The organism is Streptomyces sp. 12E, assembly GCF_055633275.1.
In genome coordinates this window covers 1,850,390-1,872,145 of sequence record NZ_JBVNCJ010000001.1, presented here as the reverse complement: position 1 = coordinate 1,872,145, position 21,756 = coordinate 1,850,390, and the positions used below count along the sequence as shown (strand labels likewise).

At 73.2% G+C, this 21,756-nt stretch carries 22 protein-coding genes and 4 pseudogenes; 15 read left to right on the top strand and 11 right to left on the bottom strand.

Going from position 1 to position 21,756, the window contains the following annotated elements:
• The first annotated feature begins 111 nt into the window (after nucleotides 1-111).
• Complete coding sequence (locus tag ACZ8ZB_RS08835) at nucleotides 112-531, top strand: hypothetical protein (RefSeq protein WP_470737141.1); 420 nt, start codon at nucleotides 112-114, stop codon at nucleotides 529-531.
• On the opposite strand, the pseudogene ACZ8ZB_RS08830 reads toward ACZ8ZB_RS08835, so the two are convergent.
• Nucleotides 425-1,191, bottom strand: a pseudogene (locus ACZ8ZB_RS08830) (DUF4184 family protein). The gene ACZ8ZB_RS08835 and the pseudogene ACZ8ZB_RS08830 sit on opposite strands and share 107 nt — an antisense overlap.
• A gap of 287 nt (nucleotides 1,192-1,478) precedes the next feature.
• On the opposite strand from ACZ8ZB_RS08830, the gene ACZ8ZB_RS08825 reads away from it, so the two are divergent.
• Nucleotides 1,479-3,251, top strand: a complete 1,773-nt coding sequence (locus tag ACZ8ZB_RS08825) for a lytic transglycosylase domain-containing protein (RefSeq protein WP_470737140.1) — start codon at nucleotides 1,479-1,481, stop codon at nucleotides 3,249-3,251.
• A gap of 19 nt (nucleotides 3,252-3,270) precedes the next feature.
• Here ACZ8ZB_RS08825 and hrpB read toward each other — a convergent pair whose 3' ends face one another.
• Together hrpB and ACZ8ZB_RS08815 are read right to left on the bottom strand one after the other, a co-directional pair.
• Nucleotides 3,271-5,826, bottom strand: coding sequence for an ATP-dependent helicase HrpB (gene hrpB, locus ACZ8ZB_RS08820; protein ID WP_470737139.1), 2,556 nt, complete (start codon nucleotides 5,824-5,826; stop codon nucleotides 3,271-3,273).
• 4 nt (nucleotides 5,827-5,830) lie between these two features.
• The gene (locus ACZ8ZB_RS08815; protein ID WP_470741446.1) at nucleotides 5,831-6,643 is read right to left on the bottom strand and encodes a class I SAM-dependent methyltransferase; all 813 of its coding nucleotides are present in this window, start codon (nucleotides 6,641-6,643) and stop codon (nucleotides 5,831-5,833) included.
• Between the two features lie 365 nt (nucleotides 6,644-7,008).
• Between ACZ8ZB_RS08815 and rpsA the strand changes: the two genes are divergently transcribed.
• From rpsA to ACZ8ZB_RS08795, 4 genes are all read left to right on the top strand, one after another.
• On the top strand, nucleotides 7,009-8,502 hold the full coding sequence (gene rpsA / locus ACZ8ZB_RS08810; protein ID WP_030820778.1) for a 30S ribosomal protein S1: 1,494 nt from the start codon (nucleotides 7,009-7,011) through the stop codon (nucleotides 8,500-8,502).
• 219 nt (nucleotides 8,503-8,721) lie between these two features.
• Entirely contained in the window at nucleotides 8,722-9,660 is a 939-nt protein-coding gene (locus ACZ8ZB_RS08805; protein WP_470737138.1) for a PAC2 family protein, read from the top strand.
• A 31-nt stretch (nucleotides 9,661-9,691) separates the two neighbouring features.
• Nucleotides 9,692-10,303 (top strand): dephospho-CoA kinase, encoded by a 612-nt coding sequence (coaE, locus tag ACZ8ZB_RS08800; protein WP_470737137.1) that lies wholly within the window; start codon nucleotides 9,692-9,694, stop codon nucleotides 10,301-10,303.
• A gap of 50 nt (nucleotides 10,304-10,353) precedes the next feature.
• Nucleotides 10,354-10,734 (top strand): tetratricopeptide repeat protein, encoded by a 381-nt coding sequence (locus ACZ8ZB_RS08795; protein ID WP_470737136.1) that lies wholly within the window; start codon nucleotides 10,354-10,356, stop codon nucleotides 10,732-10,734.
• Nucleotides 10,735-10,743: 9 nt separating this feature from the next.
• On the opposite strand, the gene ACZ8ZB_RS08790 is transcribed toward ACZ8ZB_RS08795, so the two are convergent.
• Nucleotides 10,744-11,007: a DUF6343 family protein gene (locus ACZ8ZB_RS08790; protein ID WP_470741445.1), complete on the bottom strand. Its 264-nt coding sequence runs from the start codon at nucleotides 11,005-11,007 to the stop codon at nucleotides 10,744-10,746.
• Nucleotides 11,008-11,153: 146 nt separating this feature from the next.
• Between ACZ8ZB_RS08790 and ACZ8ZB_RS08785 the strand changes: the two genes are divergently transcribed.
• Nucleotides 11,154-11,840 (top strand): class I SAM-dependent methyltransferase, encoded by a 687-nt coding sequence (locus ACZ8ZB_RS08785; protein ID WP_470737135.1) that lies wholly within the window; start codon nucleotides 11,154-11,156, stop codon nucleotides 11,838-11,840.
• Nucleotides 11,841-11,855: 15 nt separating this feature from the next.
• Here ACZ8ZB_RS08785 and ACZ8ZB_RS08780 read toward each other — a convergent pair whose 3' ends face one another.
• A complete protein-coding gene (locus tag ACZ8ZB_RS08780) occupies nucleotides 11,856-12,464 on the bottom strand; it encodes an RNA-binding S4 domain-containing protein (protein ID WP_470737134.1) in 609 nt (202 codons plus the stop codon).
• A gap of 74 nt (nucleotides 12,465-12,538) precedes the next feature.
• Between ACZ8ZB_RS08780 and ACZ8ZB_RS08775 the strand changes: the two genes are divergently transcribed.
• The 4 genes and pseudogenes from ACZ8ZB_RS08775 (at nucleotide 12,539) to glpK (ending at nucleotide 15,977) form a co-directional block, all read left to right on the top strand.
• On the top strand, nucleotides 12,539-13,255 hold the full coding sequence (locus ACZ8ZB_RS08775) for a uracil-DNA glycosylase (protein ID WP_470737133.1): 717 nt from the start codon (nucleotides 12,539-12,541) through the stop codon (nucleotides 13,253-13,255).
• Between the two features lie 38 nt (nucleotides 13,256-13,293).
• A pseudogene (locus tag ACZ8ZB_RS08770) lies at nucleotides 13,294-13,425 on the top strand (prolyl aminopeptidase); the annotation flags it as partial.
• 179 nt (nucleotides 13,426-13,604) lie between these two features.
• Nucleotides 13,605-14,438: an MIP/aquaporin family protein gene (locus ACZ8ZB_RS08765; protein WP_470741444.1), complete on the top strand. Its 834-nt coding sequence runs from the start codon at nucleotides 13,605-13,607 to the stop codon at nucleotides 14,436-14,438.
• A gap of 21 nt (nucleotides 14,439-14,459) precedes the next feature.
• Nucleotides 14,460-15,977 carry a glycerol kinase GlpK gene (glpK, locus tag ACZ8ZB_RS08760; protein ID WP_470737132.1) on the top strand — a complete coding sequence of 506 codons (1,518 nt, stop codon included), beginning with the start codon at nucleotides 14,460-14,462 and terminating at the stop codon, nucleotides 15,975-15,977.
• A gap of 21 nt (nucleotides 15,978-15,998) precedes the next feature.
• On the opposite strand, the gene ACZ8ZB_RS08755 is transcribed toward glpK, so the two are convergent.
• Nucleotides 15,999-16,190 (bottom strand): hypothetical protein, encoded by a 192-nt coding sequence (locus ACZ8ZB_RS08755; protein WP_351994952.1) that lies wholly within the window; start codon nucleotides 16,188-16,190, stop codon nucleotides 15,999-16,001.
• Nucleotides 16,191-16,323: 133 nt separating this feature from the next.
• On the opposite strand from ACZ8ZB_RS08755, the gene ACZ8ZB_RS08750 reads away from it, so the two are divergent.
• Complete coding sequence (locus tag ACZ8ZB_RS08750; RefSeq protein WP_470737131.1) at nucleotides 16,324-17,457, top strand: glutathione-independent formaldehyde dehydrogenase; 1,134 nt, start codon at nucleotides 16,324-16,326, stop codon at nucleotides 17,455-17,457.
• Nucleotides 17,458-17,466: 9 nt separating this feature from the next.
• Here the strand turns inward: ACZ8ZB_RS08750 and ACZ8ZB_RS08745 are convergent, their stop codons facing one another.
• The 5 genes and pseudogenes from ACZ8ZB_RS08745 to ACZ8ZB_RS08725 form a co-directional block, all read right to left on the bottom strand.
• Nucleotides 17,467-17,931, bottom strand: a complete 465-nt coding sequence (locus ACZ8ZB_RS08745) for a GNAT family N-acetyltransferase (RefSeq protein ID WP_470737130.1) — start codon at nucleotides 17,929-17,931, stop codon at nucleotides 17,467-17,469.
• Entirely contained in the window at nucleotides 17,928-18,341 is a 414-nt protein-coding gene (locus tag ACZ8ZB_RS08740; RefSeq protein WP_470737129.1) for a RidA family protein, read from the bottom strand. The genes ACZ8ZB_RS08745 and ACZ8ZB_RS08740 overlap by 4 nt, the downstream gene beginning before the upstream one ends.
• A gap of 104 nt (nucleotides 18,342-18,445) precedes the next feature.
• The gene (locus ACZ8ZB_RS08735; RefSeq protein ID WP_470737128.1) at nucleotides 18,446-19,414 is read right to left on the bottom strand and encodes an expansin EXLX1 family cellulose-binding protein; all 969 of its coding nucleotides are present in this window, start codon (nucleotides 19,412-19,414) and stop codon (nucleotides 18,446-18,448) included.
• A gap of 98 nt (nucleotides 19,415-19,512) precedes the next feature.
• Entirely contained in the window at nucleotides 19,513-20,175 is a 663-nt protein-coding gene (locus ACZ8ZB_RS08730; protein ID WP_470737127.1) for a DUF6461 domain-containing protein, read from the bottom strand.
• A 160-nt stretch (nucleotides 20,176-20,335) separates the two neighbouring features.
• Nucleotides 20,336-20,425: pseudogene (locus tag ACZ8ZB_RS08725) on the bottom strand (ATP-binding protein); the annotation flags it as partial.
• 75 nt (nucleotides 20,426-20,500) lie between these two features.
• Here ACZ8ZB_RS08725 and ACZ8ZB_RS08720 point away from each other — a divergent pair.
• From ACZ8ZB_RS08720 to ACZ8ZB_RS08710, 3 genes and pseudogenes are all read left to right on the top strand, one after another.
• Nucleotides 20,501-20,632 (top strand): annotated as a pseudogene (locus tag ACZ8ZB_RS08720) (DUF397 domain-containing protein); the annotation flags it as partial.
• Between the two features lie 131 nt (nucleotides 20,633-20,763).
• The gene (locus tag ACZ8ZB_RS08715) at nucleotides 20,764-21,258 is read left to right on the top strand and encodes a MarR family winged helix-turn-helix transcriptional regulator (RefSeq protein WP_470737126.1); all 495 of its coding nucleotides are present in this window, start codon (nucleotides 20,764-20,766) and stop codon (nucleotides 21,256-21,258) included.
• Nucleotides 21,255-21,698, top strand: coding sequence for a MarR family transcriptional regulator (locus tag ACZ8ZB_RS08710; protein WP_470737125.1), 444 nt, complete (start codon nucleotides 21,255-21,257; stop codon nucleotides 21,696-21,698). Before ACZ8ZB_RS08715 ends, ACZ8ZB_RS08710 begins: the two co-directional genes overlap by 4 nt.
• Nucleotides 21,699-21,756: the final 58 nt, after the last annotated feature.

Sequence of the window (21,756 nt, the reverse complement as noted above, 5' to 3'; positions counted from 1 at the left end):
CCCGTCCCCCGCGGGGCGCCGCGCACGCCCGCCGCGCCCCCGGAGGGAACCTTCACCCGCGTGGCCCCCGCGGGAAAGCCGCCGCCGGGGCGGGCGGACACCATGCCATGCATGGGTATACGCGTGCTTCACCGCAGAGCGGCACCCCCGCGTCCCGGCGGACCCACGGCGTTCCCGCCGGTTCCGGTCTTCGCGGCCGCCGCAAGTACCGCCCGCATCCCCGCCACCCTCGCGACCGCGCTGCAAAACGCCACGGCGGACCTCGGCCGCCGTATCGCCGACGGCCGCCGGAGAACCACCCGAACCCCCACCGCCACAGGCCTCACGGGCGGGCAGCCGCCGTGGCGGCTGTGGGCCGAGCTGGCCCGCGCCCACCTCACCCTCGCGCTCACCCTGCTGTCCCGCCCCCGCCCGGTCCGCACCGTCACCGTGTTCGTCGCGGCGAGCGACCCCCTCGGCGTGCGCCCGTACGGCTCGGCCGCCGCGCACCGCCGTCCGCCGGGACCTCCGTGGCCGGACGCCGCACCCTGACGGCGGCCGCGTACAGCGGCAGCGCGAGGAGCAGCCCCGCCCCCGCACCGAAGCACACCGTCGGAACCGGTTCCCGGGGCCGCGCGGCCGCGTCCCCGTGGGCCCACCATCGCGCGGACCGCTGCACCGCCCCCGCCACCGCGCCCCCGCCGAGCAGCGCGACGGCCCACCACCGGTCCCCGGCGGACAGCGGGGGGACTCCCGAGAGCCCGGCGCCGCCCGGAGCCCGCCGCACGAACAGCGCGATGCCGGACGCGGCCACCGCCGAACCGCCGTACTGCAGGTACCAGTGGAGCGGCGCCCCCGCCGCCTCCTCGCCCAGCACGGGGAACACCCGCTATCCCCCACCGGTCGGGACGGGTGAACGCGTCCCGGACCACATGCGTCGACGCCCCCGCCACGGCGGAGACGTACCAGCGCGCCAGCAGCCACAGCCCCACCAGCGCCCAGGCGATGAGCACGTCGACCGTGAACACGCCCCGGAACGCGTGGGTGACGTCGCCGCACTCCGTCGCCCCGACAGGACACTCGCCGCGTAGCGGGTCAGATCGGGAGCGAAGCCGCCCGCGACCGGGACGGCGGGAACCAGGGGACCCGCCCGCTCCCGTCCGTGCGCACGGCGGGCGGCACCGCCGCCACATGGCTCGGCGTGAACGGCAACACGGCTCCACGTGACAGTGGTTGTCCGGCCCGCGGGCCCGCCCGGCCGGCAGGCCCCGGTGTGCGGGAGGCCCCGCGCCGGCCCCCCCAGCATGCGAGAAGGTGGCCAACCGGTGAATACCGGGCATGAACGGGTGTCCGGGCAGGGGAAGTTGTCATAGGGTCGCGAGGGCCGTCGTGCCGGTCGCCCCCAGGAGGGCGACCAGCGGGGCGGACGGATCGTCACACCAGGGCGAACACGACACAGGCTGACGGACGTCACGGCGTTCACGGGAGGGGTTCACTCTATGGCGGCGCAATTCGGCAGGAGGCTGTGCAAGGGAGTGACGACCACCGCCGTCGCCGCGGCGGCTGTCGCGGCCCTGGCCGCCTCCCAGGCCCCGGGCGTGACCACCGACGACCAGGGCGGACAGACCACCTCGGACACCACGCCCTCGCCCGAGGAGACCGCCGACGCCGCCGGCGCGACCGGCAACTCGCCGTACTACACGGACCTGCCGCCGCTCAACAGCCCCAACCCCGCCCCGTCCGCGAGCACCGGAACGGACGTGTCCGGCGTGACCGAGGCCGGCATACCCGCGACCGTCCTCGACGCCTACAAGAAGGCCGAGGCCGTGCTGCGGGAGAAGAAGCCCGGCTGCAACCTGCCCTGGCAACTGCTCGCCGCCATCGGCAAGGTGGAGTCCGGCCAGGCCCGCGGCGGACGCGTCGACGCCGACGGCACCACCCTCTCGCCCATCCTCGGCCCCCAGCTCGACGGCAACGGCTTCGCCCTCATCAGGGACACCGACAACGGCGCCTACGACGGCAACAGCACCTACGACCAGGCCGTCGGGCCCATGCAGTTCATCCCCTCCACCTGGGACTGGGCCGGCCGCGACGGCAACGCCGACGGCCGCGAGGACCCCAACAACATCTACGACGCCGCCCTCGCCGCCGGCCACTACCTGTGCCGCTTCGACTGGGACCTGTCCGACCAGCGCGACCTCGACAAGGCGATCCTCAGCTACAACCACTCGACGGAGTACCTGAACACCGTCATGTCGTGGCTGGAGTACTACCGCAGGGGCACCCACGAGATCCCGGACGGCACCGGCACGCTGCCCACGGACCGCAGCGACAGTGGCGGCGTCACGGTGCGGCCCTCCCCGGCGGCGCCGAGCACGTCGCCCCCGCCGTCGCCGAAGCCCGGCAAGAAGCCGGCCAAGCCGTCCGGCTCCACCCCGGGCTCCAAGCCGCCGGCCGGCCCCGGCAGCCCGGCCCCCAAGCCGGCCCCCGAGCCGTCCCCCAAGCCGCCCACCGCTCCGTCCACCCCCACCGACACGGTGGACCACCTGGAGGACGCGGGCACCGAGACGCTCACCGCGATGGCGGGCGACACGTTCACCGAGCGGATGAGCGTGCGCGCGGAGACGGAGACCGGCAAGGCCGTGGCCAAGGTGCGGATCCGGTTCACCGTCCTCGGCGACACCGACACCACCTTCACCGGCGGCGAGAGCGTGGCCACCGTCCTCACCAACGGCTCGGGCGTCGCCGTGGCCCCCGCGCTCCGGGCGGGCGAGAAGACCGGCCCCGTCGTCGTCCGGGCCACGGTGGCCGGCCGTACGGTCAAGGGCGTCGCCTACAGGGCGACGGTCACCGAGCGCGCCGCCGACACCCTCGTCCGCACCGACGCCACGGCGCTCACCTGCACGGCGGGCGGCGAGTTCGCGGACGCGGTCGAGCTGAAGGCCACGTACGGGGGCGAGGCCGCCGGCAAGGTGGCCGCCACCGCGACCCTGATCAAGTCGGCCGAGGACGGGACCGAGAACGACAAGGGCCCCTACTTCGAGGACGCCGACGGCAAGGCCGTCCGCACCCTGAAGGGTCTGACGACGGACGCGGACGGCCTGCTGAAGCTGCCTCAGCTGTACGCGGACGGCGCCACCGGCACGTTCCTGCTCCGCGTCACCACCGCGGGCGGAGCGACCGTCACGGTCGAGCTGACCGTGACGGCGGCACCGGAGGAGACGGCGCCCCCGGCCCCGTCCACCAGCCCGTCGGCGAGCCCCGCCACCTGACGGAACCGGAACGAACGGATCACCGCCGGAGCCGGGCGCTGGTGTGCCGGGTCGGCTCGGCGGTGGCCGGATCCTCGGGCCACGGGTGCTTGGGGTAGCGCCCGCGCAGTTCGGCCCGTACGCCCCGGTAGCCGTCCCGCCAGAACGAGGCGAGGTCGGCGGTCACGGCGGCGGGCCGCCCGGCCGGGGACAGCAGGTGCACCAGCAGCGGCGCCCCGGCCACCCGCGGCGACTCCTGGAGCCCGAACATCTCCTGCAGCTTCACGGCGAGCACCGGCCGCTCCGGGTCGGAGTAGTCGATCCGGACCGCGGACCCACTGGGTACGGTGATCCGCTCGGGGGCGAGCTCGTCGAGCCGCACGGCCTCGCCGGAGGCCCACGGCAGCAGCCGCGCGAGCGCCTGCCCGGCGTCGATCCGCGCGAGATCGGCCCGCCGCCGGGCACGGCTCAGCTCCGGCTCCAGCCACTCCTCCACGCGCGCGTGCAGCGCCTCGTCGGAGACGTCGGGCCACGGCTCACCGAGCCGGCCGCGCAGGAAGGCCAGCCGCTGCCGCAGCACGGCCGCACCGGCCGGCCACCGCAGCAGCCCGAACCCCTCCCGCCGCAACCCGTCCAGCAGCGCGGCCCGTACGAGCGAGGGGTCGGCGCCGGGGTGCGGCCGTACGGCCACCTCCACCGCCCCGAGCCGCTCGACCCGCCGCGCGACGACGTCCCCGTCGCTCCAGCCCACTTCCTCCCGGTCCTCCAGCAACGCCCCCGCCGCGACCCGCGCGACCCCCTCGTCGACCACGCCCCCGAGCCGCACGCGCGCGTGCCCCCGCCCCACGGGCCGGTCGGCCACGGCGACGGCGATCCACTCGGCCCCCCGCAGCGGGGACGCCGCCCCCACCTCGGCCCGCGTCCCACCCGCCATCAGGTGCGAACTGCCCTCCGTGCGGGCCACCCGCTCGGGAAAGGCCAGCGCGACGACGAACCCGGCCCGCCGCTCCTCCCCGCCCCCGACCACGGGCCGGGAGCCCGGCAGGGGCGTACGGGCTCCGGCTCCCTCCGCCCGCGGGGGCTCGCCCGGAAGCTCGCCCGCGAGCCCGCGGAGGCGGCCGACCTCCTTGCGCCAGCGGGCGGCGTACGCGTCGCCGCCGTGCCGGGCGGTCCGCAGCGCGGCGGCGAGGTCGTCGCCGTACTCGCGCGGCGGCTCCTCGCCGATCAGGGCGACCACCTCGGCCGCGAGCTCCGGGCCCACCACCGGCGCCGCGTCCAGCAGGGCGCGGCCCAGCCGCGGGTGCAGACCCAGGCGGGCCAGCCGCGCCCCGCGCTCACCGGCCCGCCCGTCGGGGCCCACCGCCCCGATCGCCGTCAGGACGGAGCGGGCCGCCGCCATCGCCCCGGCCGGCGGGGGATCCAGCAGCGCCAGCCCCGAGGCGTCCGGATCGCCCCAGCAGGCCGCCTGGAGCGCGAACGCCGTCAGGTCGGCCACCTTGATCTCGGGGGAGGGGAACCGCGGCAGCCGTGCGTCCTCGGCCTCCGCCCAGCACCGGTACACCGTCCCCGGCGCCTCGCGCCCGGCCCGTCCCGCCCGCTGCCGTGCCGCCGCGCGGGAGGCCCGTACCGTCGTCAGCGTGCTGAGCCCCCGCGCGTGGTCCACTCGCGGCTCCCGCGCCAGTCCGCAGTCCACGACCACCCGCACCCCCGGAACCGTCAGCGACGACTCCGCGACCGAGGTCGCCAGCACCACCCGGCGCCGCTCCCCGGCGGACAGCACCGCGTCCTGCACGGCGGCCGGCGCCCGCCCGTGCACCTGGAGCACGTCGACACCGCCGAGGTCCCCGAGCTGTCCAGCCACACGGGCGATCTCGCCGACCCCCGGCAGGAACGCCAGCACGTCCCCGTCCCGCTCCGCCAGCGCCCGCCGCACCACCGACGCCACGTGTGCCAGCAGCGCCGGATCGACCCGCGTGCCGTGCGGCGGACGCACCGCGCGCGGGGGAGGCGCCCACACCACGTCCACCGGGAACGCGGCGCCGCGCGCCTCCACCACCGGCGCGTCCCCCAGCAGCCGGGCCCAGCCCTGCGCGTCCGTCGTCGCCGACGCGGCCACCAGCCGCAGCTCCGGGCGCAGCGCCTCGCGCACGTCCCACAGGAACGCCGCCGCCGTGTCCGCGTCCAGGTGCCGCTCGTGGCACTCGTCGAGCACCACCACGTCCACACCGGAGAGCTCCTGGTCGCGCTGGAGGCGCTGGAGGAGCACACCGGTCGTGACGACCTCCACGCGTGTGCGCCGCCCCACCGCCCGCTCCCCGCGCACGGTGAAACCGACCGTCCCGCCGACCCGCTCGCCCAGCAGCCACGCCATCCGCCGTGCCGCCGCGCGGGCCGCGATCCGCCGCGGCTCGGCGACCACCACCCGCCGCGCGGGCCCGTCCCCGAGCAGCCCCGCCAGTGCCAGGGGCACCAGGGTCGTCTTGCCGGTGCCGGGCGGCGCCACCAGCACGGCGGTGCCGTGCCGGTCGAGCGCGTCGGTCAGCCCCGGCAGGGCCTCGCGTACGGGAAGGACGTCCAGGGCGTCGTCACGGATCACGCACTCAGTCCCGTACGCACACGAAGATCGCCGTCCCCGGGATCAGGTTCCCGCGCAGCGGCGACCAGCCGCCCCACTCGGAGGTGTTCCAGGCCGGCCACTCCGGCTCCACCAGGTCCACCAGCCGGAACCCCGAGGCGACGACGTCACGGACGCGGTCCCCGAGCGTCCTGTGGTGCTCCACGTACACCGCGCGGCCCTCGTCGTCCTGCTCGACGTAGGGAGTGCGGTCGAAGTACGACGCGGACACGCTCAGCCCCTCCGGTCCCGGCTCGTCCGGGAACGCCCAGCGGATGGGGTGCGTGACCGAGAAGACCAGCCGGCCGCCGGGCCGCAGCACCCGCCGCGCCTCGCGCAGCACCAGCCGCGGGTCGGCGACGAAGGGCAGCGCCCCGTACGCCGAGCAGACCAGGTCGAAGGAGCCGTCCGCGAACGGCAGCGCGCCCGCGTCGGCGCACACCAGCGGGACCGGCCCGCCGATCCGCAGCGCGTGCTGCAGCTGCCGGTGCGAGATGTCCAGTGCCACCGGCCGCGCCCCCTGCGCGGCCAGCCAGCGCGAGCACTGCGCCGCGCCGGCGCCCAGCTCCAGGACGTCCCGCCCCTTCAGCTCCTCCGGCGGGCCGAGCAGCTCGGCCTCCACCTCGTCCAGGCCCTCGGGCCCCCACACGAAGCGGTCGTCGCCGAGGAACGTGCCGTGCTCGATCTGGTACTCGTCCGCGTTGCGGTCCCACCAGCCCCGGTTGGCTCGGGAGCTCTCCGCGACACCGGCCTGCCGCCGGGTCGCCTCCGGTTCGGGCGCTTCGGGCTCTTGGATGATGGGCTCCCTCGTCGTACTCTTCCGTCCAGCCGGACCCCGGCGTGTCGCCGAAGGGTGTTCCTGGCCCCTGCGCGGGCCCGGACGACGGGACTTGTGCCGGTTATGCGGCGATCCGCCCCGGGTGGGCGGCTTCGCGCATTGACCCTGCCCGGCCACCCCCGTATGCTACAAGTTGCGCTGCGAGCTTGCGCACCTCAGACGTAGCAGGCTGCGCTCGCATCTGTTGTATGTCCCCTCGGTTCTCGAGGCGCCGCCGCCGGCGAACGGCGGGGCGCTTCCTTGGCTGTCCGGCTTCTGCAGAGCGAAACGGGCTCCGGCGTAGCAGTACCTACGACTTCAATGTCCGTACCGGAGCCCTTTCCCACATGACGAGCAGCACCGAGACCACCGCCACCACCCCGCAGGTAGCGGTCAACGACATCGGTAACGAGGAAGCCTTCCTCGCCGCGATCGACGAGACGATCAAGTACTTCAACGACGGCGACATCGTCGACGGCGTCATCGTGAAGGTCGACCGGGACGAGGTCCTGCTCGACATCGGTTACAAGACCGAAGGCGTCATCCCGAGCCGTGAGCTCTCGATCAAGCACGACGTCGACCCCAACGAGGTCGTCGCCGTCGGTGACGAGATCGAAGCCCTTGTTCTCCAGAAGGAGGACAAGGAAGGCCGCCTGATCCTCTCGAAGAAGCGCGCCCAGTACGAGCGTGCCTGGGGCACCATCGAGAAGATCAAGGAAGAGGACGGGATCGTCACCGGTACCGTCATCGAGGTCGTCAAGGGTGGTCTCATCCTCGACATCGGCCTCCGCGGCTTCCTCCCGGCCTCCCTGGTCGAGATGCGCCGCGTCCGCGACCTCCAGCCCTACGTGGGCAAGGAGCTCGAGGCCAAGATCATCGAGCTGGACAAGAACCGCAACAACGTGGTCCTGTCCCGCCGTGCCTGGCTGGAGCAGACCCAGTCCGAGGTCCGCCAGACGTTCCTCACCACCCTTCAGAAGGGTCAGGTCCGTTCCGGCGTCGTCTCCTCGATCGTCAACTTCGGCGCCTTCGTGGACCTGGGTGGCGTCGACGGTCTGGTCCACGTCTCCGAGCTGTCCTGGAAGCACATCGACCACCCCTCCGAGGTCGTCGAGGTCGGCCAGGAGGTCACCGTCGAGGTCCTCGACGTCGACATGGACCGCGAGCGCGTCTCCCTGTCGCTGAAGGCGACCCAGGAAGACCCGTGGCAGCAGTTCGCCCGCACCCACCAGATCGGCCAGGTCGTGCCCGGCAAGGTCACGAAGCTGGTTCCGTTCGGTGCGTTCGTCCGCGTGGACGAGGGCATCGAGGGTCTGGTCCACATCTCCGAGCTGGCCGAGCGCCACGTGGAGATCCCGGAGCAGGTCGTCCAGGTCAACGACGAGATCTTCGTCAAGGTCATCGACATCGACCTCGAGCGCCGTCGCATCAGCCTCTCGCTGAAGCAGGCCAACGAGGCCTTCGGCGCCGACCCGTCGGCGGTCGAGTTCGACCCGACCCTGTACGGCATGGCCGCGTCCTACGACGACCAGGGCAACTACATCTACCCCGAGGGCTTCGACCCCGAGACCAACGACTGGCTCGAGGGCTACGAGGCCCAGCGCGAGGCGTGGGAGACCCAGTACGCCGAGGCGCAGCAGCGCTTCGAGCAGCACCAGGCGCAGGTCATCAAGTCCCGCGAGGCGGACGAGAAGGCCGCTGCCGAGGGTGGCGAGGACGTCGCCCCGGCCGCGTCCGGCGGCGGTTCGTACTCCTCCGAGGGCGGCGACCAGTCCGGTGCGCTGGCTTCGGACGAGGCGCTGGCCGCGCTGCGGGAGAAGCTGGCGGGTGGGCAGAGCTGAACGCTCTCCGCTGACGCCTAGCCGTTGACCGAGGGGCCGTACCTTTCGAGGTGCGGCCCCTCGGTGCTGCCTTGCGGGGCGCGGGCCGGCGGGGGTTCCGCGCCCACGCGGTGCGGTCGCGCGTGGACAGAGCCCTGTGCCCCGGGAGCCGTCCTCACCGGGGAATGTCAGTGGCGCGTGCCACGTTGTGCAGTACGAACACGAGGAGGAGCGGTCACTGTGCTTGATCCGCAGGGTTTGTACGCATGGGAGCCGAAGGGACTCGGCGTCGTCGACATGGCGCTGGCCCAGGAGTCGGCCGGACTTGTCATGCTCTACCACTTCGACGGATACATCGACGCGGGGGAGACCGGGGACCAGATCGTCGACCGGCTGCTCGACTCGCTGCCCCACCAGGTCGTCGCCCGGTTCGACCACGACCGGCTCGTCGACTACCGTGCCCGGCGCCCGTTGCTGACCTTCACCCGCGACCGGTGGAGCGACTACGAGGTGCCCTCCCTCGAGGTGCGCCTCGTCCAGGACGCCACGGGAGCACCCTTCCTGCTGCTCTCGGGGCCCGAACCGGACGTGGAGTGGGAGCGCTTCGCCGCCGCCGTCCAGCAGATCGTGGAGCGGCTCGGCGTGCGCCTGTCGGTGAACTTCCACGGCATCCCCATGGGCGTCCCGCACACCCGGCCCGTCGGCATCACCCCGCACGGCAACCGCGTCGACCTCGTCCCCGTGGCCGGCAGCGCCTTCGACGAGGCGCAGGTGCCCGGCAGCGCCGAGGCGCTGGTCGAGTACCGGCTCATGCGGGCCGGGCACGACGTCCTGGGTGTCGCCGCGCACGTGCCGCACTACATCGCCCGCTCCCCGTACCCGGACGCGGCACTGACCGCCCTGGAGGCCATCACGGCCGCGACGGGACTGGTCCTGCCCGGCGTCGCGCACGCGCTGCGCACCGACGCCCACCGCACCCAGACCGAGATCGACCGTCAGATCCGGGAGGGCGACGAGGAGTTGACCGCCCTCGTCCAGGGCCTGGAGCACCAGTACGACGCCGCCGCCGGCGCGGAGACCCGGGGCAACATGCTCGCCGAGCCGGTGGAGATCCCGTCGGCGGACGAGATCGGCCGCGAGTTCGAACGCTTCCTGGCGGAGCGGGAGGGCGACAACTGACGCCCTCCTGGCACCCCCTAGGCTGCCTCTCATGCTGAAAGTGGGCCTGACCGGTGGGATCGGTGCCGGCAAGAGCGAGGTGTCGCGGCTGCTCGTCGAGTGCGGGGCCGTGCTGATCGACGCGGACCGCATCGCGCGCGAGGTCGTGGAACCGGGCACGCCCGGCCTGGCGGCGGTCGTGGACGCGTTCGGCGCGGAGGTCCTCACCGCGGACGGCAGGCTCGACCGGCCCAAGCTGGGGTCCGTCGTCTTCGCCGACCCGGAGAGACTGGCCGTCCTCAACTCGATCGTCCACCCCTTGGTGGGCGACCGCTCCCGCGAGCTGGAGGAGGCCGCGGCCGAGGACGCCGTCGTGGTCCACGACGTCCCCCTCCTCACGGAGAACGGCCTGGCCCCCCTCTACGACCTCGTGATCGTCGTCGACGCGAGTCCCGAGACCCAGCTCGACCGACTCGTGGACCGGCGCGGCATGACGGCGGAGGACGCACGCGCGCGGATGGCCGCCCAGGCGACCCGCGAGCAGCGCCGGGAGATCGCCGACATCGTCATCGACAACGACGTCCCCCTGGACGAGCTGGAGCGGCGCGTCCAGGAGGTGTGGACCGAGCTTCTCCGCCGGGCGCGGACCACCCCCGCGGAATAGCGGGTGCCGGACGGGGCGTTGAACCCGTGGAGCGAGGGAAGGATTCCGCCGTGCCCGAGACCAGCGGTTCGACCGGACGTACGCCGGAAACGCATGTCATCGACTTTCGTGCCGCCGAGCACCTGCTCGCCTCCCGGGACCCGAAGGGCGCGGTGAAGCTGCTCGACGGCGTCATAGACGTCCACCCGGAGAACACCGCCGCGCGGCTGCTGCGCGCCCGCGCCTTTTTCGCGGCGGCCCAGCTGCGCCCCGCCGAGCTGGAGTTCTCCCTCGTCCTGGAGCGCGAGCCGGACAACGCCTTCGCCCACTTCGCCCTCGCCCGCACCTATCAGCGGCAGGGCCGCCCGCACCCGGCCAAGCGCCACTTCCGGCTGGCGGCCGCGCTGGACCCGAACCCGGAGTACCTGAAGGCGGCCCGCTTCGACACGTGACGGTTTGCGCTACGGGCGGCTCCCCGGCGGCCGGTACGGGGGCACGTCGCGCCCCGGCTGGTAGTGCGGCCCCTGGCGAATGTGCCGCAGGACGACCACCAGGTCGACCGTGACGAGCAGCCACAGCAGCCCGCGGACGAGGGCCCGGCCGGGGTGCCCCGCGAGCGCGAACGCCACCGTGCCGGACACCGTCCAGACCACGCCCCACACGCTCAGCCAGAACCGCATCCGCAGAGCGCTGCGCGCGGTGACCGGTTCACTGCCCGTACGCAACGCGATCACCACCCCGTCCGCGTCGTTCTCCCGGTTCCGGGTTCCCGGAATCGCCTCCAGGGCCACGTGTCACTCGGTCGGGTGAACCCGCGAGGAGGGGGAACGGGCGTGCGGACGCGAACCGTTTGACAGGCATGGAACTGAGAATGCGTGAGGGCTACGAGGGGACGGGCCCCGGGGCGATCACCCCGGACGGCTGCGCGGTGGAGCTGTACGCGCGGCTGCCCGTCGGGGACGAGCCGGACGTCATCGCCGCCGCGGTGCCGGCGCGGGCGCGGATCCTGGAGCTGGGCAGCGGCGTCGGGCGGATGACCCACGCGCTGCTGGAGCGCGGCTTCGAGGTGACGGCGGTGGACGAGTCCGCCGAGATGCTGGAGCGGGTGCGCGGGGCTCGGACGATATGCAGCCCCGCGGAGCGGCTCGACCTCGGCGAGACGTTCGACGTGGTGCTGCTCGCGTCGTTCCTGGTGCACGCGGGGGACGTCGAGGTGCGGCGGGGCATGCTGCGCACCTGCGTGCGGCACCTGGCGAAGGGCGGGTGCGTGCTGATCCAGCGGGAGGGCGAGGAGTACCACACCGATGTGCCGCGCGAGCGGGTGGACCCGGCCGGCTTCACCGTGCGGATCGTGTCGGCGGAGCCGGTGGGCGACGGCGTCGACTCGGTGCACGCGGAGTACGTGTTCCCGGACGCGATCTGGACCCAGACGTTCCGCGCCCGCCCGCTGACGAGGGAGCAGTTCGAGGAGGCGCTGGCGGAGGCGGGCCTGAAGGTGGACCGGTACCTGACGGAGGACAGGATGTGGGTGAGGGCGGTGCCGATGTCCGACACCTGAGCGCGCGGCCCGCGTTCACGGCCGGGCCGCACCACCGGCCCCCTTGCCCCGGGCCCTGCGCCCACCGCCGGTTGTCCCGCGTCCGGCGGACCCACCCCGTCCGCCGGTCCCGCCGGACGCGGCGTCCGGGTCGCCACCGCCGCCCGGTCCGCCCGGCCCCGCGTGCCCACCGAACGGGCCGGGCCCGCCCAGCCCGCGCAGCCGTTCCATCTCCCGCCGGTCGCGCTTGGTCGGGCGGCCCGCGCCGCGGTCGCGGATTCCGACCGGGGCGACGGCCTCGCGGGGCGGGGGCGGCGGGGAGTTGTCGATGTAGCACTGGACGGCCACCGGGGCGCCGACCCGCTTGCGGATCAGCCGCTTGACGACGACGATCCGCTCCCGGGTCTCGGCCCGCAGCCGCACCTCGTCACCGATACGGAGGGAGTGCGAGGGCTTCACGCGCTCGCCGTTCACCCGGACGTGCCCGCCCTTGCAGGCGGCGGCGCCGAGCGACCGCGTCTTGACCAGCCGCACCGACCAGATCCAGCTGTCGATCCGTACGGACTCACCGCTGCCCGGACCGGCCGCCTCCGCAGCGGCCACGGCGGCGGCGACCTTGGGGTCCTCGGCACTCTCAGAAGCCATGCTCCCGACCCTAACGCCCGGACCCGGCCGGCGGTGCGGGGTTTTCGCCCGCCCCGAACACCTACGGTGGAGCCATGGACCCCCATGGCCTCGACCGGCTCGACCGGCGCATCGCCGGCTGCCGCGCCTGCCCCCGGCTGGTCGACTGGCGTGAGGAGGTCGCCCGTACCAAAAGGGCCGCGTTCGCGGACTGGACGTACTGGGGGAGGCCGGTGCCCGGGTTCGGGCCGGCGGACGCCCGGCTGCTGATCGTCGGCCTGGCACCCGCCGCCCACGGAGGCAACCGCACCGGCCGGATGTTCACCGGGGACCGTTCCGGGGACGTGCTGTACCAGGCGCTGTACGACGTGGGGCTCGCCTCCCAGCCCGGCTCCACCCACGCCGGGGACGGTCTGGAGCTGTACGGCGTGCGCGTCACCTCGCCCGTGCACTGCGCCCCGCCCGCCAACAGGCCCACTCCCGAGGAGCGGGACACCTGCCGGCCCTGGCTGGTGCGGGAGCTGCGTCTGCTGCGGCCGACGGTACGGGCCGCGCTCGTCCTCGGGGCCTTCGGCTGGCAGGCCGCGCTGCCCGCGTTCGCCGAGGCCGGCTGGACCGTGCCCCGGCCCCGGCCCGCCTTCGCGCACGGCGCCCACGTCGTTCTGGACGCTCCGGAGGGGCCCGCCCTCCACCTCCTCGGCTGCTTCCACGTCAGCCAGCGCAACACCTTCACCGGCCGGCTCACCCCCGAGATGCTCCGCGACGTGCTGCGCGCGGCCGCCGGGGCGGCGGGCCTGCCCGTGCGGAAATGAGACGAGCCGCCCCGTCGGCGGCACCACGGTGTCCCGATGGCCGGGTCCGGCGCCTCCACCACGCCTGGCCGGGCAGCGAGTTGACGATCGTGGACGAGCCCGGCCACGACGCGGGCGACATCGGCGACGACGCACTGGTGGCGGCGACGGACCGGTACGCGCGCCGCGGCGTCCGAACGCCGCCCCCTTTGCTCCAGGAGAGGGAAAGCCGGTTCTCCGCAGGCATGATCCGCACGGTGGACATACGCTTCCGACGAGGGGAGGGGGAACGCGGAATTCCAGCCGAGGAGGTCCGGTGGCCGAACGCATCGTGAAAAGACGAGGCTATCGAGAAGGCGTTCCCGGTGAGATGCTCGCCGAATTCCTGGGTACGTTCGTCCTACTCCTGCTGGGTATCGGGTCCGTGGCCGTGGCCGTCGTGGGGCTGCCCGGTTCGGGTCGGCAGGCGGTGGATTTCGGGCCCGCCAACTGGCTCATCATCTCGTGGGCCTGGGGCCTTGCCGTCGTGTTCGGCGTCTACGTGGCCGGCGGTGTCAGCGGCGCCCACCTCAATCCCGCGGTGACCCTGGCCTTCGCCGTCCGGCGGGACTTCCCCTGGCGGAAGGTACTGCCCTACTGGCTCGCACAGGTCCTGGGCGCCTTCGTCGCCGCCGCGCTCGTCTACGCCTGCTACCACTGGGCCATCGACGCGGCCAACGCCAAGGACGGCATCCCGCGCGACGAGTCGCTGGGCACCTATTCCATCTTCGCCACGTTCCCCGCCGAATACTTCGGGAATTCGTGGTGGGGTCCCCTGCTCGACCAGATCGTCGGCACCGGAATCCTCCTCCTGCTGATCTGCGCGCTCATCGACACCCGCAACACGGCTCCGGCGGCGAATCTCCACCCGTTCCTCATCGGTCTGGTGGTCGTCGCCATCGGTCTGACGTTCGGCACCAACGCCGGATACGCGATCAATCCCGCGCGCGATTTCGGCCCCCGGCTGTTCACCTTCTTCGAAGGCTGGGGACGGATCGCGCTGCCCGGGTCGTTCGAATGGTTCAGCGGCTACTGGTGGATTCCCATCGTCGGCCCGCTCATCGGCGGTGTCCTCGGGGTGCTCGTGTACGACCTGTTCATCGGCCCGGTGCTCAGGGCGAGGGCGGAGAAGGCCGAAGAGGGCCCGGCCACCGAAGAACCCTAGGCAGACCAGGAGGTGGCAGCGATGCCCGAATTCGTCGGCGCCGTGGACCAGGGGACCACCAGCACCCGTTTCATGATCTTCGACCACTCCGGCAACGAGGTGGCCAAGCACCAGCTCGAACACCAGCAGATCCTCCCGCGGTCGGGGTGGGTCGAGCACGATCCGGTCGAGATCTGGGAGCGCACCAACACGGTGATCCAGAACGGTCTCCGCGAGGGAGGGCTGTCGGCCGGCGACCTGGCGGCCGTCGGCATCACCAACCAGCGGGAGACGACCGTCGTCTGGGACCCGCGCACCGGCCGCCCCTACTACAACGCCATCGTCTGGCAGGACACCCGCACCGACAGCATCGCCGCCGCCCTCGAACGCGACGGCCACGGTGACGTCATCCGCCACAAGGCCGGTCTGCCGCCGGCCACCTACTTCTCCGGCGGCAAGATCAAGTGGCTGCTGGAGAACGTGGACGGACTGCGCGAGGCCGCCGAGGCGGGCCACGCCCTGTTCGGCAACACCGACGCCTGGGTGCTGTGGAACCTCACCGGCGGCCCGAACGGCGGGGTGCACGCCACCGACGTGACCAACGCCAGCCGCACCATGCTGATGAACCTCGAGACCCTCGACTGGGACGACGAGCTCCTGGACGTCTTCGGCATCCCCCGCGCGATGTTGCCGGCCGTCCACCCCTCCTCCGACCGCGAGGCGTACGGCACGGCCCGCACCTCCCGGCCGCTGGGCGCCGCCGTCCCGATCACCGGCGTACTGGGCGACCAGCACGCGGCGACCGTCGGCCAGGTCTGCTTCTCACCCGGCGAGGCCAAGAACACCTACGGCACCGGCAACTTCCTGGTCCTCAACACCGGCACCGAACCGGTGCGCTCGGAGCACGGACTGCTCACGACGGTGGCGTACCAGTTCGCGGGCAGCCCCGCGGTGTACGCGCTGGAGGGTTCCATCGCCGTCACCGGCGCCGCCGTGCAGTGGCTGCGCGACCAACTGAAGATCATCAGGAGCGCCCCGGAGAGCGAGCAGCTGGCCCGCCAGGTGGAGGACAACGGCGGGATGTTCTTCGTCCCGGCCTTCTCCGGCCTCTTCGCCCCGTACTGGCGCTCCGACGCCCGGGGCGCCATGGTCGGCTTGGCCCGCTACAACACCGGCGCGCACATCGCGCGGGCCACGCTGGAGGCCATCTGTTACCAGAGCCGTGACGTGGTCGAGGCCATGGAGCAGGACTCGGGCGTCCACCTGGACGTGCTCAAGGTCGACGGCGGCGTCACCGCGAACGACCTGTGCATGCAGATCCAGGCCGACGTCCTGGGCGTCCCGGTGAGCCGTCCCGTGGTCGCCGAGACCACCGCGCTGGGCGCCGCCTACGCCGCCGGGCTCGCCGTCGGCTTCTGGCGCGACACCGACGAGCTGCGCTCCCACTGGCAGGAGTCGAAACGCTGGGACCCGCAGTGGGGCGAGGAGCGGCGCCAAGGCGGCTACCAGGACTGGAAGCGCGCCGTGGAACGCACCCTGGACTGGGTCAGGATCACCTGAGCCGCCCTCCGCGCCCGTACGTCAGCGGTCGGCGAGGTCCTCGCGGAGGCCGTCGGAGAACTCCCACCACGACAACGCGAGCCAGTCACCGTTGACGAAGGCGTCGACGGACGAGCCACGGCCACGGACCGTCACGGTCGTCCCCGGTGGATACACGGTGCCGGAGAGCCCCGGCACCGGGACGAGCAGGGTTCCCAGCCTCTGTGCTGCCATTTCCCGCCTCTTTCTGCGCTCGGTGCGGCATCGGACCCGTATGACCCCTGTCGCCGGACATTACCGGTTTGCCCGAGCGTGCAGGCGGCGGAACCATGAGAGATGAGTCACGCGCGGAACGGAGGGCGCAGTCATGAAGGCCGTCGTGTACAAGGGACCGTTCAGTGTCGCGGTCGAGGACGTCGACAAGCCGAGCATCCAGCACCCCAACGATGTGATCGTGAAGGTCAGCTCCACCGCGATATGCGGGTCCGACCTGCACATGTACGAGGGCCGCACCTCGGCCGAGCCCGGCATCGTCTTCGGCCACGAGAACATGGGGATCATCGAGGAGGTCGGCCAGGGCGTCACCTCGCTGAAGGAGGGCGACCGCGTGGTCATGCCCTTCAACGTCGCCTGCGGATTCTGCCGCAACTGCGCCGAGGGGTTCACCGGATACTGCACGACCGTCAACCCCGGTTTCCCGGGCGGCGCCTACGGCTACGTCTCCATGGGCCCCTGGAAGGGCGGCCAGGCCGAATACCTGCGCGTGCCCTACGCCGACTTCAACTGCCTGAGGCTGCCGCCGGGACAGGAGCACGAGACCGACTTCGTCCTGCTCGCCGACATCTTCCCCACCGGCTACCACGGCTGCGAACTCGCCCAGGTCCGCCCCGGTGAGAGCGTCGCGGTGTACGGCGCGGGACCGGTCGGGCTCATGGCCGCCTACTCGGCCCTGCTGCGCGGCGCGAAGAAGGTGTTCGTCGTGGACCGGGTCGCCGAGCGGCTGCGGAAGGCCGAGGAGATCGGCGCGGTCCCGGTCAACTTCGCCGAGGGCGATCCGGCCGAGCAGATCAAGGACCGGACCGAAGGCATCGGCACGGACAAGGGCGTCGACGCCGTCGGCTACCAGGCGACGAAGGGCGGCACGGACCGCGAGGAGCCGGCGACGGTCCTGAACTCCCTCGTCAACACGGTCCGCGCCACCGGAGCACTCGGCGTGCCCGGCCTCTACGTCCCCTCCGACCCCGGAGCCCCGGACGAGCAGGCCAAGCAGGGCATGCTCCTCGTCGCGATCGGCAAGCTCTTCGAGAAGGGCCTGCGGGTGGGGACGGGGCAGTGCAACGTGAAGCGCTACAACCGGCAGCTGCGTGACATGATCATCGAGGGCAGGGCGAAGCCCAGCTTCGTGGTGTCCCACGAACTCCCCCTGGGCGAGGCGGCGTCGGCCTACGACAAGTTCGACAAGCGGATCGAGGGCTACACCAAGGTCGTACTGCACCCGTGACCCGGCCGCTCACGGCCGCCACACGTACCGGACGTCCGGCTCCCGCTCCTCGTTGCCGGAACCGTCCGTCCGCTCCACGGCCGTGAAGCCGTGCCGCTCGTAGAAGCGGTGCGCGGGCGCGTTGACCTGGAAGGTCCACAGGGAGAGCCCCTCGGGACTGCGCTCCTTGGCCAGCGCGACGAACCGGTCGCCGATCCCGCGCCCGCGCCACTCGGGGGCGAGGTACAGCTGGTCCAGCTCCTCGCCCTCCAGCACCATCACGCCGACCACGTCCCCGTCCGCCGCCTGGGCGACCCACGTCTCCCGCGCCGGCACGAGCACCTGACGGAAGTGCTCCCGCACCTCGTCGTCGGAGTGCGGCCGGACCACGCCGGGCAGCGCGGCGGCGAAGGACCGCAGCCAGACACCGGCCGCGGCCCCGGCGTCGGGGAGCAGCGCCCGGCGCAGGCGCACCGTCCGCTCACCGGCCGTCACGAGTCGGCGCCGTCCGGCACGACCGCCGTCGCGGTGATCTCCACGAGCTGCCCGGGGTACCCGAGGCAGGCCACGCCGACGAGGGTCGACGAGTGCGGGCCCGCGCTCAGCCCGGACGCCTCGACCACCTCCCACACGGCGGAGAGCACCGCGGGCTCACCGCTCACGACGTACACGTCCGTCGCGACGACGTGGCCCAGGTCGGAGCCCACCGCCCGCAACTGCTCCTCCAGGTTGGCGAGCACCTGCCGGGCCTGACGCACCGGATCCCCTTCGCCCACGAGCCTTCCGTCGGCGTCCAGCGGAACCGACCCGGCGAGGAAGGCCAGCCGGGTTCCCGCCTCGACGACGGAGGCGTGCGCGTAGGCGGGCGGCGGGAAGAGCGTGGGGACGGTGACGCGGCGGATCACGCGGGCTCCGATCTGAGGGGGCGGACGACTCCCCGATCCTGCGTGAGGCGGCGGTCCACCGCATCCGTATTTCGTTCGGCCCTTCCTCGGCCCTCGATGCGGCGTCAGTGCCGGGCGAACTGGACGCGGGTCGGCTGGACGGCGTCCGGGCGTACGGGGATGCCGTCGACGGTCAGTCGCTGGCCGTAGATGTCGGTGAGCCTCAGGGCGCCGCCACAGCCGGTGCCGTCGGGGGAGAGGAAGTAGTTGTACTCGGTGCGGCTCAGCCGCTGCCAGCCGGAGCCGGTGGCGACCTCGAGCCGGGCGAGCGGGTTGCGGTGGCCGATCGCCTGGATGCCGCACCAGTGGCTGCTGGAGCCGGTCTTGTAGCGGATCGAGAGGGTGTCGGACGTGCCGGGGCTGAGCAGGCTCCACGTGACCGGGATCCTCCCGGCGGAGAGGCCGGCGAGCTTCGCGAAGGCCTCCCTGCTCAGGTCGAGCTGCCCGGGGGCGCAGGGCGCGGGGCACTCGTTGGTGATCCGGACCGTCACGGAGGCGCCGCCGGCCGCGCGGACCAGCACGTACGCCCCGCACGCCCTGGACGTCTCGTAATCGGTGGTGTTCATCGCCGCGGTCATGCGGTCGGCGCTCGGACCGTACAGGCAGGCACCGTCACCGTCCCCGGCGTCGTAGTGGGTCGCGACCCCGCTGTAGGTGGTCCCGGGTGCGATCCGCCCCGCCAGGGGCGCCCCGCCGGAGGCCGGGCGCGGGGCGGCCGTGCCCGCGGGGGCGCCGCCGCGCGAGGGACTGGCCGACGCCGTCGTCGCGGAGGGCTCCGGGGCGGTGGGGGACGCGGCGGACGGCTTCGCCTCCGGTGTCCGCCCGGTCGCCGTGGGTGAGGCGCTCGGCCGGGCGGCGGCGTCGGCACCGGCACTGGCGGCGGGCGTGGCCGTGGCCCGTACGGCGTCGGATCCGCCGTCACGGGTGAGCGCGACGACCAGCGACATGAGGAGCCCGACGGCGGCCACGGCGACGGTCGGGCCCAGGAGGCCGCGCCGCTTGCCGCGCGGACGGCGGTGGGAGGGGGATGCCACGGATGAGTCCTTACGTGGTGCGGGAGGGAACACACGCTTCCGACCCGGTGGTCGCCACCGCCGCCGGAAAGGTTGCCGGGCTCCCCGGACGCGGCCCGTCACGACGTGCCCGGCGCCCGCCCACGTCCGGGTATCAGGTGGCCCAGTTCACGGCCCAGGGGCCGGGACCTTTTCGGGGGCTCGTCCGGATACGGCAGCGGAGGGTCCGGGTGATGGAGAGCGGCGTGGTCGGGCTCGTCGATGACCGCCGTGAGCAGGGGCCCGCGGAGGATGTCCGTGGTGAGCTCGTGACCGGTGTGTTGAGCCATGACCTCCAGACACACCGCCGTCCGGCTCGTGCCGGTGGAGATGAGCGTCTCCGTCCTGCGGACGAACTCGTGCGAACTCCGGCCGCGGGCGCTGGGCGGGCAGCCGGGCTCGAACTGCTCGACGACGCGCCCGTCGACCGCGTGACGGAACACCTCCAGTGCCTTCGCCGTGCGGTACAGGAGCAGCGCCTCGGTTCCCGCCGACAGGTCGCGCATGACCGTGTCCGTGCAGCCGATGTAGTTCTCGAACTCGACGCAGAAGGACCATTCGCCCAACGATCCCGCGCGCAGTGTCGTGCCCCGAGGGGGAGCGACGGGTGCGCTCTCCGCGGGCACCCGGCGGGCACTGCCCGGGTCGGCTCCGTAGAGGGCGATCACCTCCTCCGGGCTTCTGTTCCGGGAAAGGGTCAGACAGAAGTGCTGGGAGTCGGCCAGGCACCAGGAACCGGGCATCGTTCCCCCCTTTGCCGTGATGGCGATCGTGGACGCCAACAACGTTAAGCGAGAAGGGCGTTGGGTTACCGAGAGACATCGCTGCGGAAGGTTCGCGGCTTCGACGGGCCCTGTCCGCTCACACTGGTGGATACCGCGGTACGACCCCGGTGGGGCCGTTCGTCGCCGAGGGGTGACCTCGCGCGTGCAGGCGGTGCGGGACCGGCCGGCGGGCGAGACGCGCGCCGCGCGGTGTCGAGGTGAACCGCATCGCGAACGTGCGGGTCGGTCGGGACGTACGCCTTCGCGGGGAAGCCGGCGGCTCCATGGCGTCAACGGTCGCGATGCGTGCGTAGTCGCCGCCGGAAGCGGTGGCGTGTACGCACGCGACTCGAAGGACGAGACGGGACCGGTGGTCGGCCTTGCGCCGGGGGCGTGGGCGGAGTTCGTCGGGTTCGCCGCCCGGCACGCTCCGTAGAGCGAAGAGCGCCCCAGTGCCCCGTGAGCGCTGATGTGATCACGGGGCACTGGCGTGTTCGGGTGGCCGGTCCCCGGACGGACGCCGGGTGACAGTAGCCATGTACATAGTATCCATGTAATGTATTCGGCATGAGCAAGGGTTCACCGGGCCCCACGCCCGGCTTCCTGGTGTGGCGGCTCGCCAACAAGTGGCGCGTCGCGGTCGACCGCGCTGTCGCTCCGCTGGGCCTCACCCACGCGCAGTACTCGCTGGTCGCGTCGCTGTACGGCATGCAGCGCACCGGCGAGCGGCCCAGCCAGCGCCGGCTCGCCGACCACACCGGCCTGGAGGCGCTGTACGTCTCGAAGCTGGCGCGCGCCCTGGAGGCGGCCGGCCTGATCGAGCGCACCCGCGACCCCCGCGACCCGCGCGCCGTGCAGCTCGCCCTCACCGAGCGGGGGCGGACCGTCACACGGCAGGCCATCGAGGTGGTCCAGGACCTGCTCCAGCAGTTGCTGGAGCCGCTCGGCGGCCTCGACGCCCCGCGGACCCGCGCGTTCACCGACGAGCTGACGACCCTGCTCGACGCACCTCTCGCTCCCTCCGTACCCAACGACGAGAGAACCAAGGGGACACCACCATGACCACCACCGCACCCGCCGCCGACAGCAGCGTCCTCGGCCTGGCCCACTACGCCGCCCGTGGCGTCCTGGAGCACTTCCTCACCCGGCACGGCCTCACCTTCCAGCAGCAGATCACCCTGCGCGCCGCCGTCACCGCCGACGCCCCGTGGACACCGGACGGCCTGGTCGCCCGGGTCCGCGACGACCTCAAGGCCGACCCGGCCGACGTCCGCGCCGCCCTCGGCGCACTGCTGGAGCGGCGGCTGCTCGTCGCGGACGGCGCGCACCTGCGCCCCACGGAGGCGGGGCGCGGGCTGATCGACGCCGTCCGCGCGGAGAGCGCCCCCGTCACCGCCCGCATCTGGGGCGGGATACCCGCCGAGGACCTGGCCGCCGCGGGCCGCGTCCTCGCCCTGGTCACCGAGCGCGCCGACGCGGAACTGGCGGCGCTGACCGCCTGACCGCCCGAGCACGGCATACGCCTCCCGCCCGCATCGTCACCTCCCGGAAACACGACCG

What these genes read in the sequence shown, in the direction of transcription:
- ACZ8ZB_RS08835 (WP_470737141.1), top strand. Translation starts at nt 112, where the DNA reads ATGGGTATACGCGTGCTTCACCGCAGAGCGGCACCCCCGCGTCCCGGC.
- ACZ8ZB_RS08825 (WP_470737140.1), top strand. Translation starts at nt 1,479, where the DNA reads ATGGCGGCGCAATTCGGCAGGAGGCTGTGCAAGGGAGTGACGACCACC.
- rpsA (WP_030820778.1), top strand. Translation starts at nt 7,009, where the DNA reads ATGACGAGCAGCACCGAGACCACCGCCACCACCCCGCAGGTAGCGGTC.
- coaE (WP_470737137.1), top strand. Translation starts at nt 9,692, where the DNA reads ATGCTGAAAGTGGGCCTGACCGGTGGGATCGGTGCCGGCAAGAGCGAG.
- ACZ8ZB_RS08785 (WP_470737135.1), top strand. Translation starts at nt 11,154, where the DNA reads ATGCGTGAGGGCTACGAGGGGACGGGCCCCGGGGCGATCACCCCGGAC.
- ACZ8ZB_RS08780 (WP_470737134.1), bottom strand. Translation starts at nt 12,464, where the DNA reads ATGGCTTCTGAGAGTGCCGAGGACCCCAAGGTCGCCGCCGCCGTGGCC.
- ACZ8ZB_RS08775 (WP_470737133.1), top strand. Translation starts at nt 12,539, where the DNA reads ATGGACCCCCATGGCCTCGACCGGCTCGACCGGCGCATCGCCGGCTGC.
- ACZ8ZB_RS08765 (WP_470741444.1), top strand. Translation starts at nt 13,605, where the DNA reads ATGCTCGCCGAATTCCTGGGTACGTTCGTCCTACTCCTGCTGGGTATC.
- glpK (WP_470737132.1), top strand. Translation starts at nt 14,460, where the DNA reads ATGCCCGAATTCGTCGGCGCCGTGGACCAGGGGACCACCAGCACCCGT.
- ACZ8ZB_RS08755 (WP_351994952.1), bottom strand. Translation starts at nt 16,190, where the DNA reads ATGGCAGCACAGAGGCTGGGAACCCTGCTCGTCCCGGTGCCGGGGCTC.
- ACZ8ZB_RS08750 (WP_470737131.1), top strand. Translation starts at nt 16,324, where the DNA reads ATGAAGGCCGTCGTGTACAAGGGACCGTTCAGTGTCGCGGTCGAGGAC.
- ACZ8ZB_RS08730 (WP_470737127.1), bottom strand. Translation starts at nt 20,175, where the DNA reads ATGCCCGGTTCCTGGTGCCTGGCCGACTCCCAGCACTTCTGTCTGACC.
- ACZ8ZB_RS08715 (WP_470737126.1), top strand. Translation starts at nt 20,764, where the DNA reads ATGAGCAAGGGTTCACCGGGCCCCACGCCCGGCTTCCTGGTGTGGCGG.
- ACZ8ZB_RS08710 (WP_470737125.1), top strand. Translation starts at nt 21,255, where the DNA reads ATGACCACCACCGCACCCGCCGCCGACAGCAGCGTCCTCGGCCTGGCC.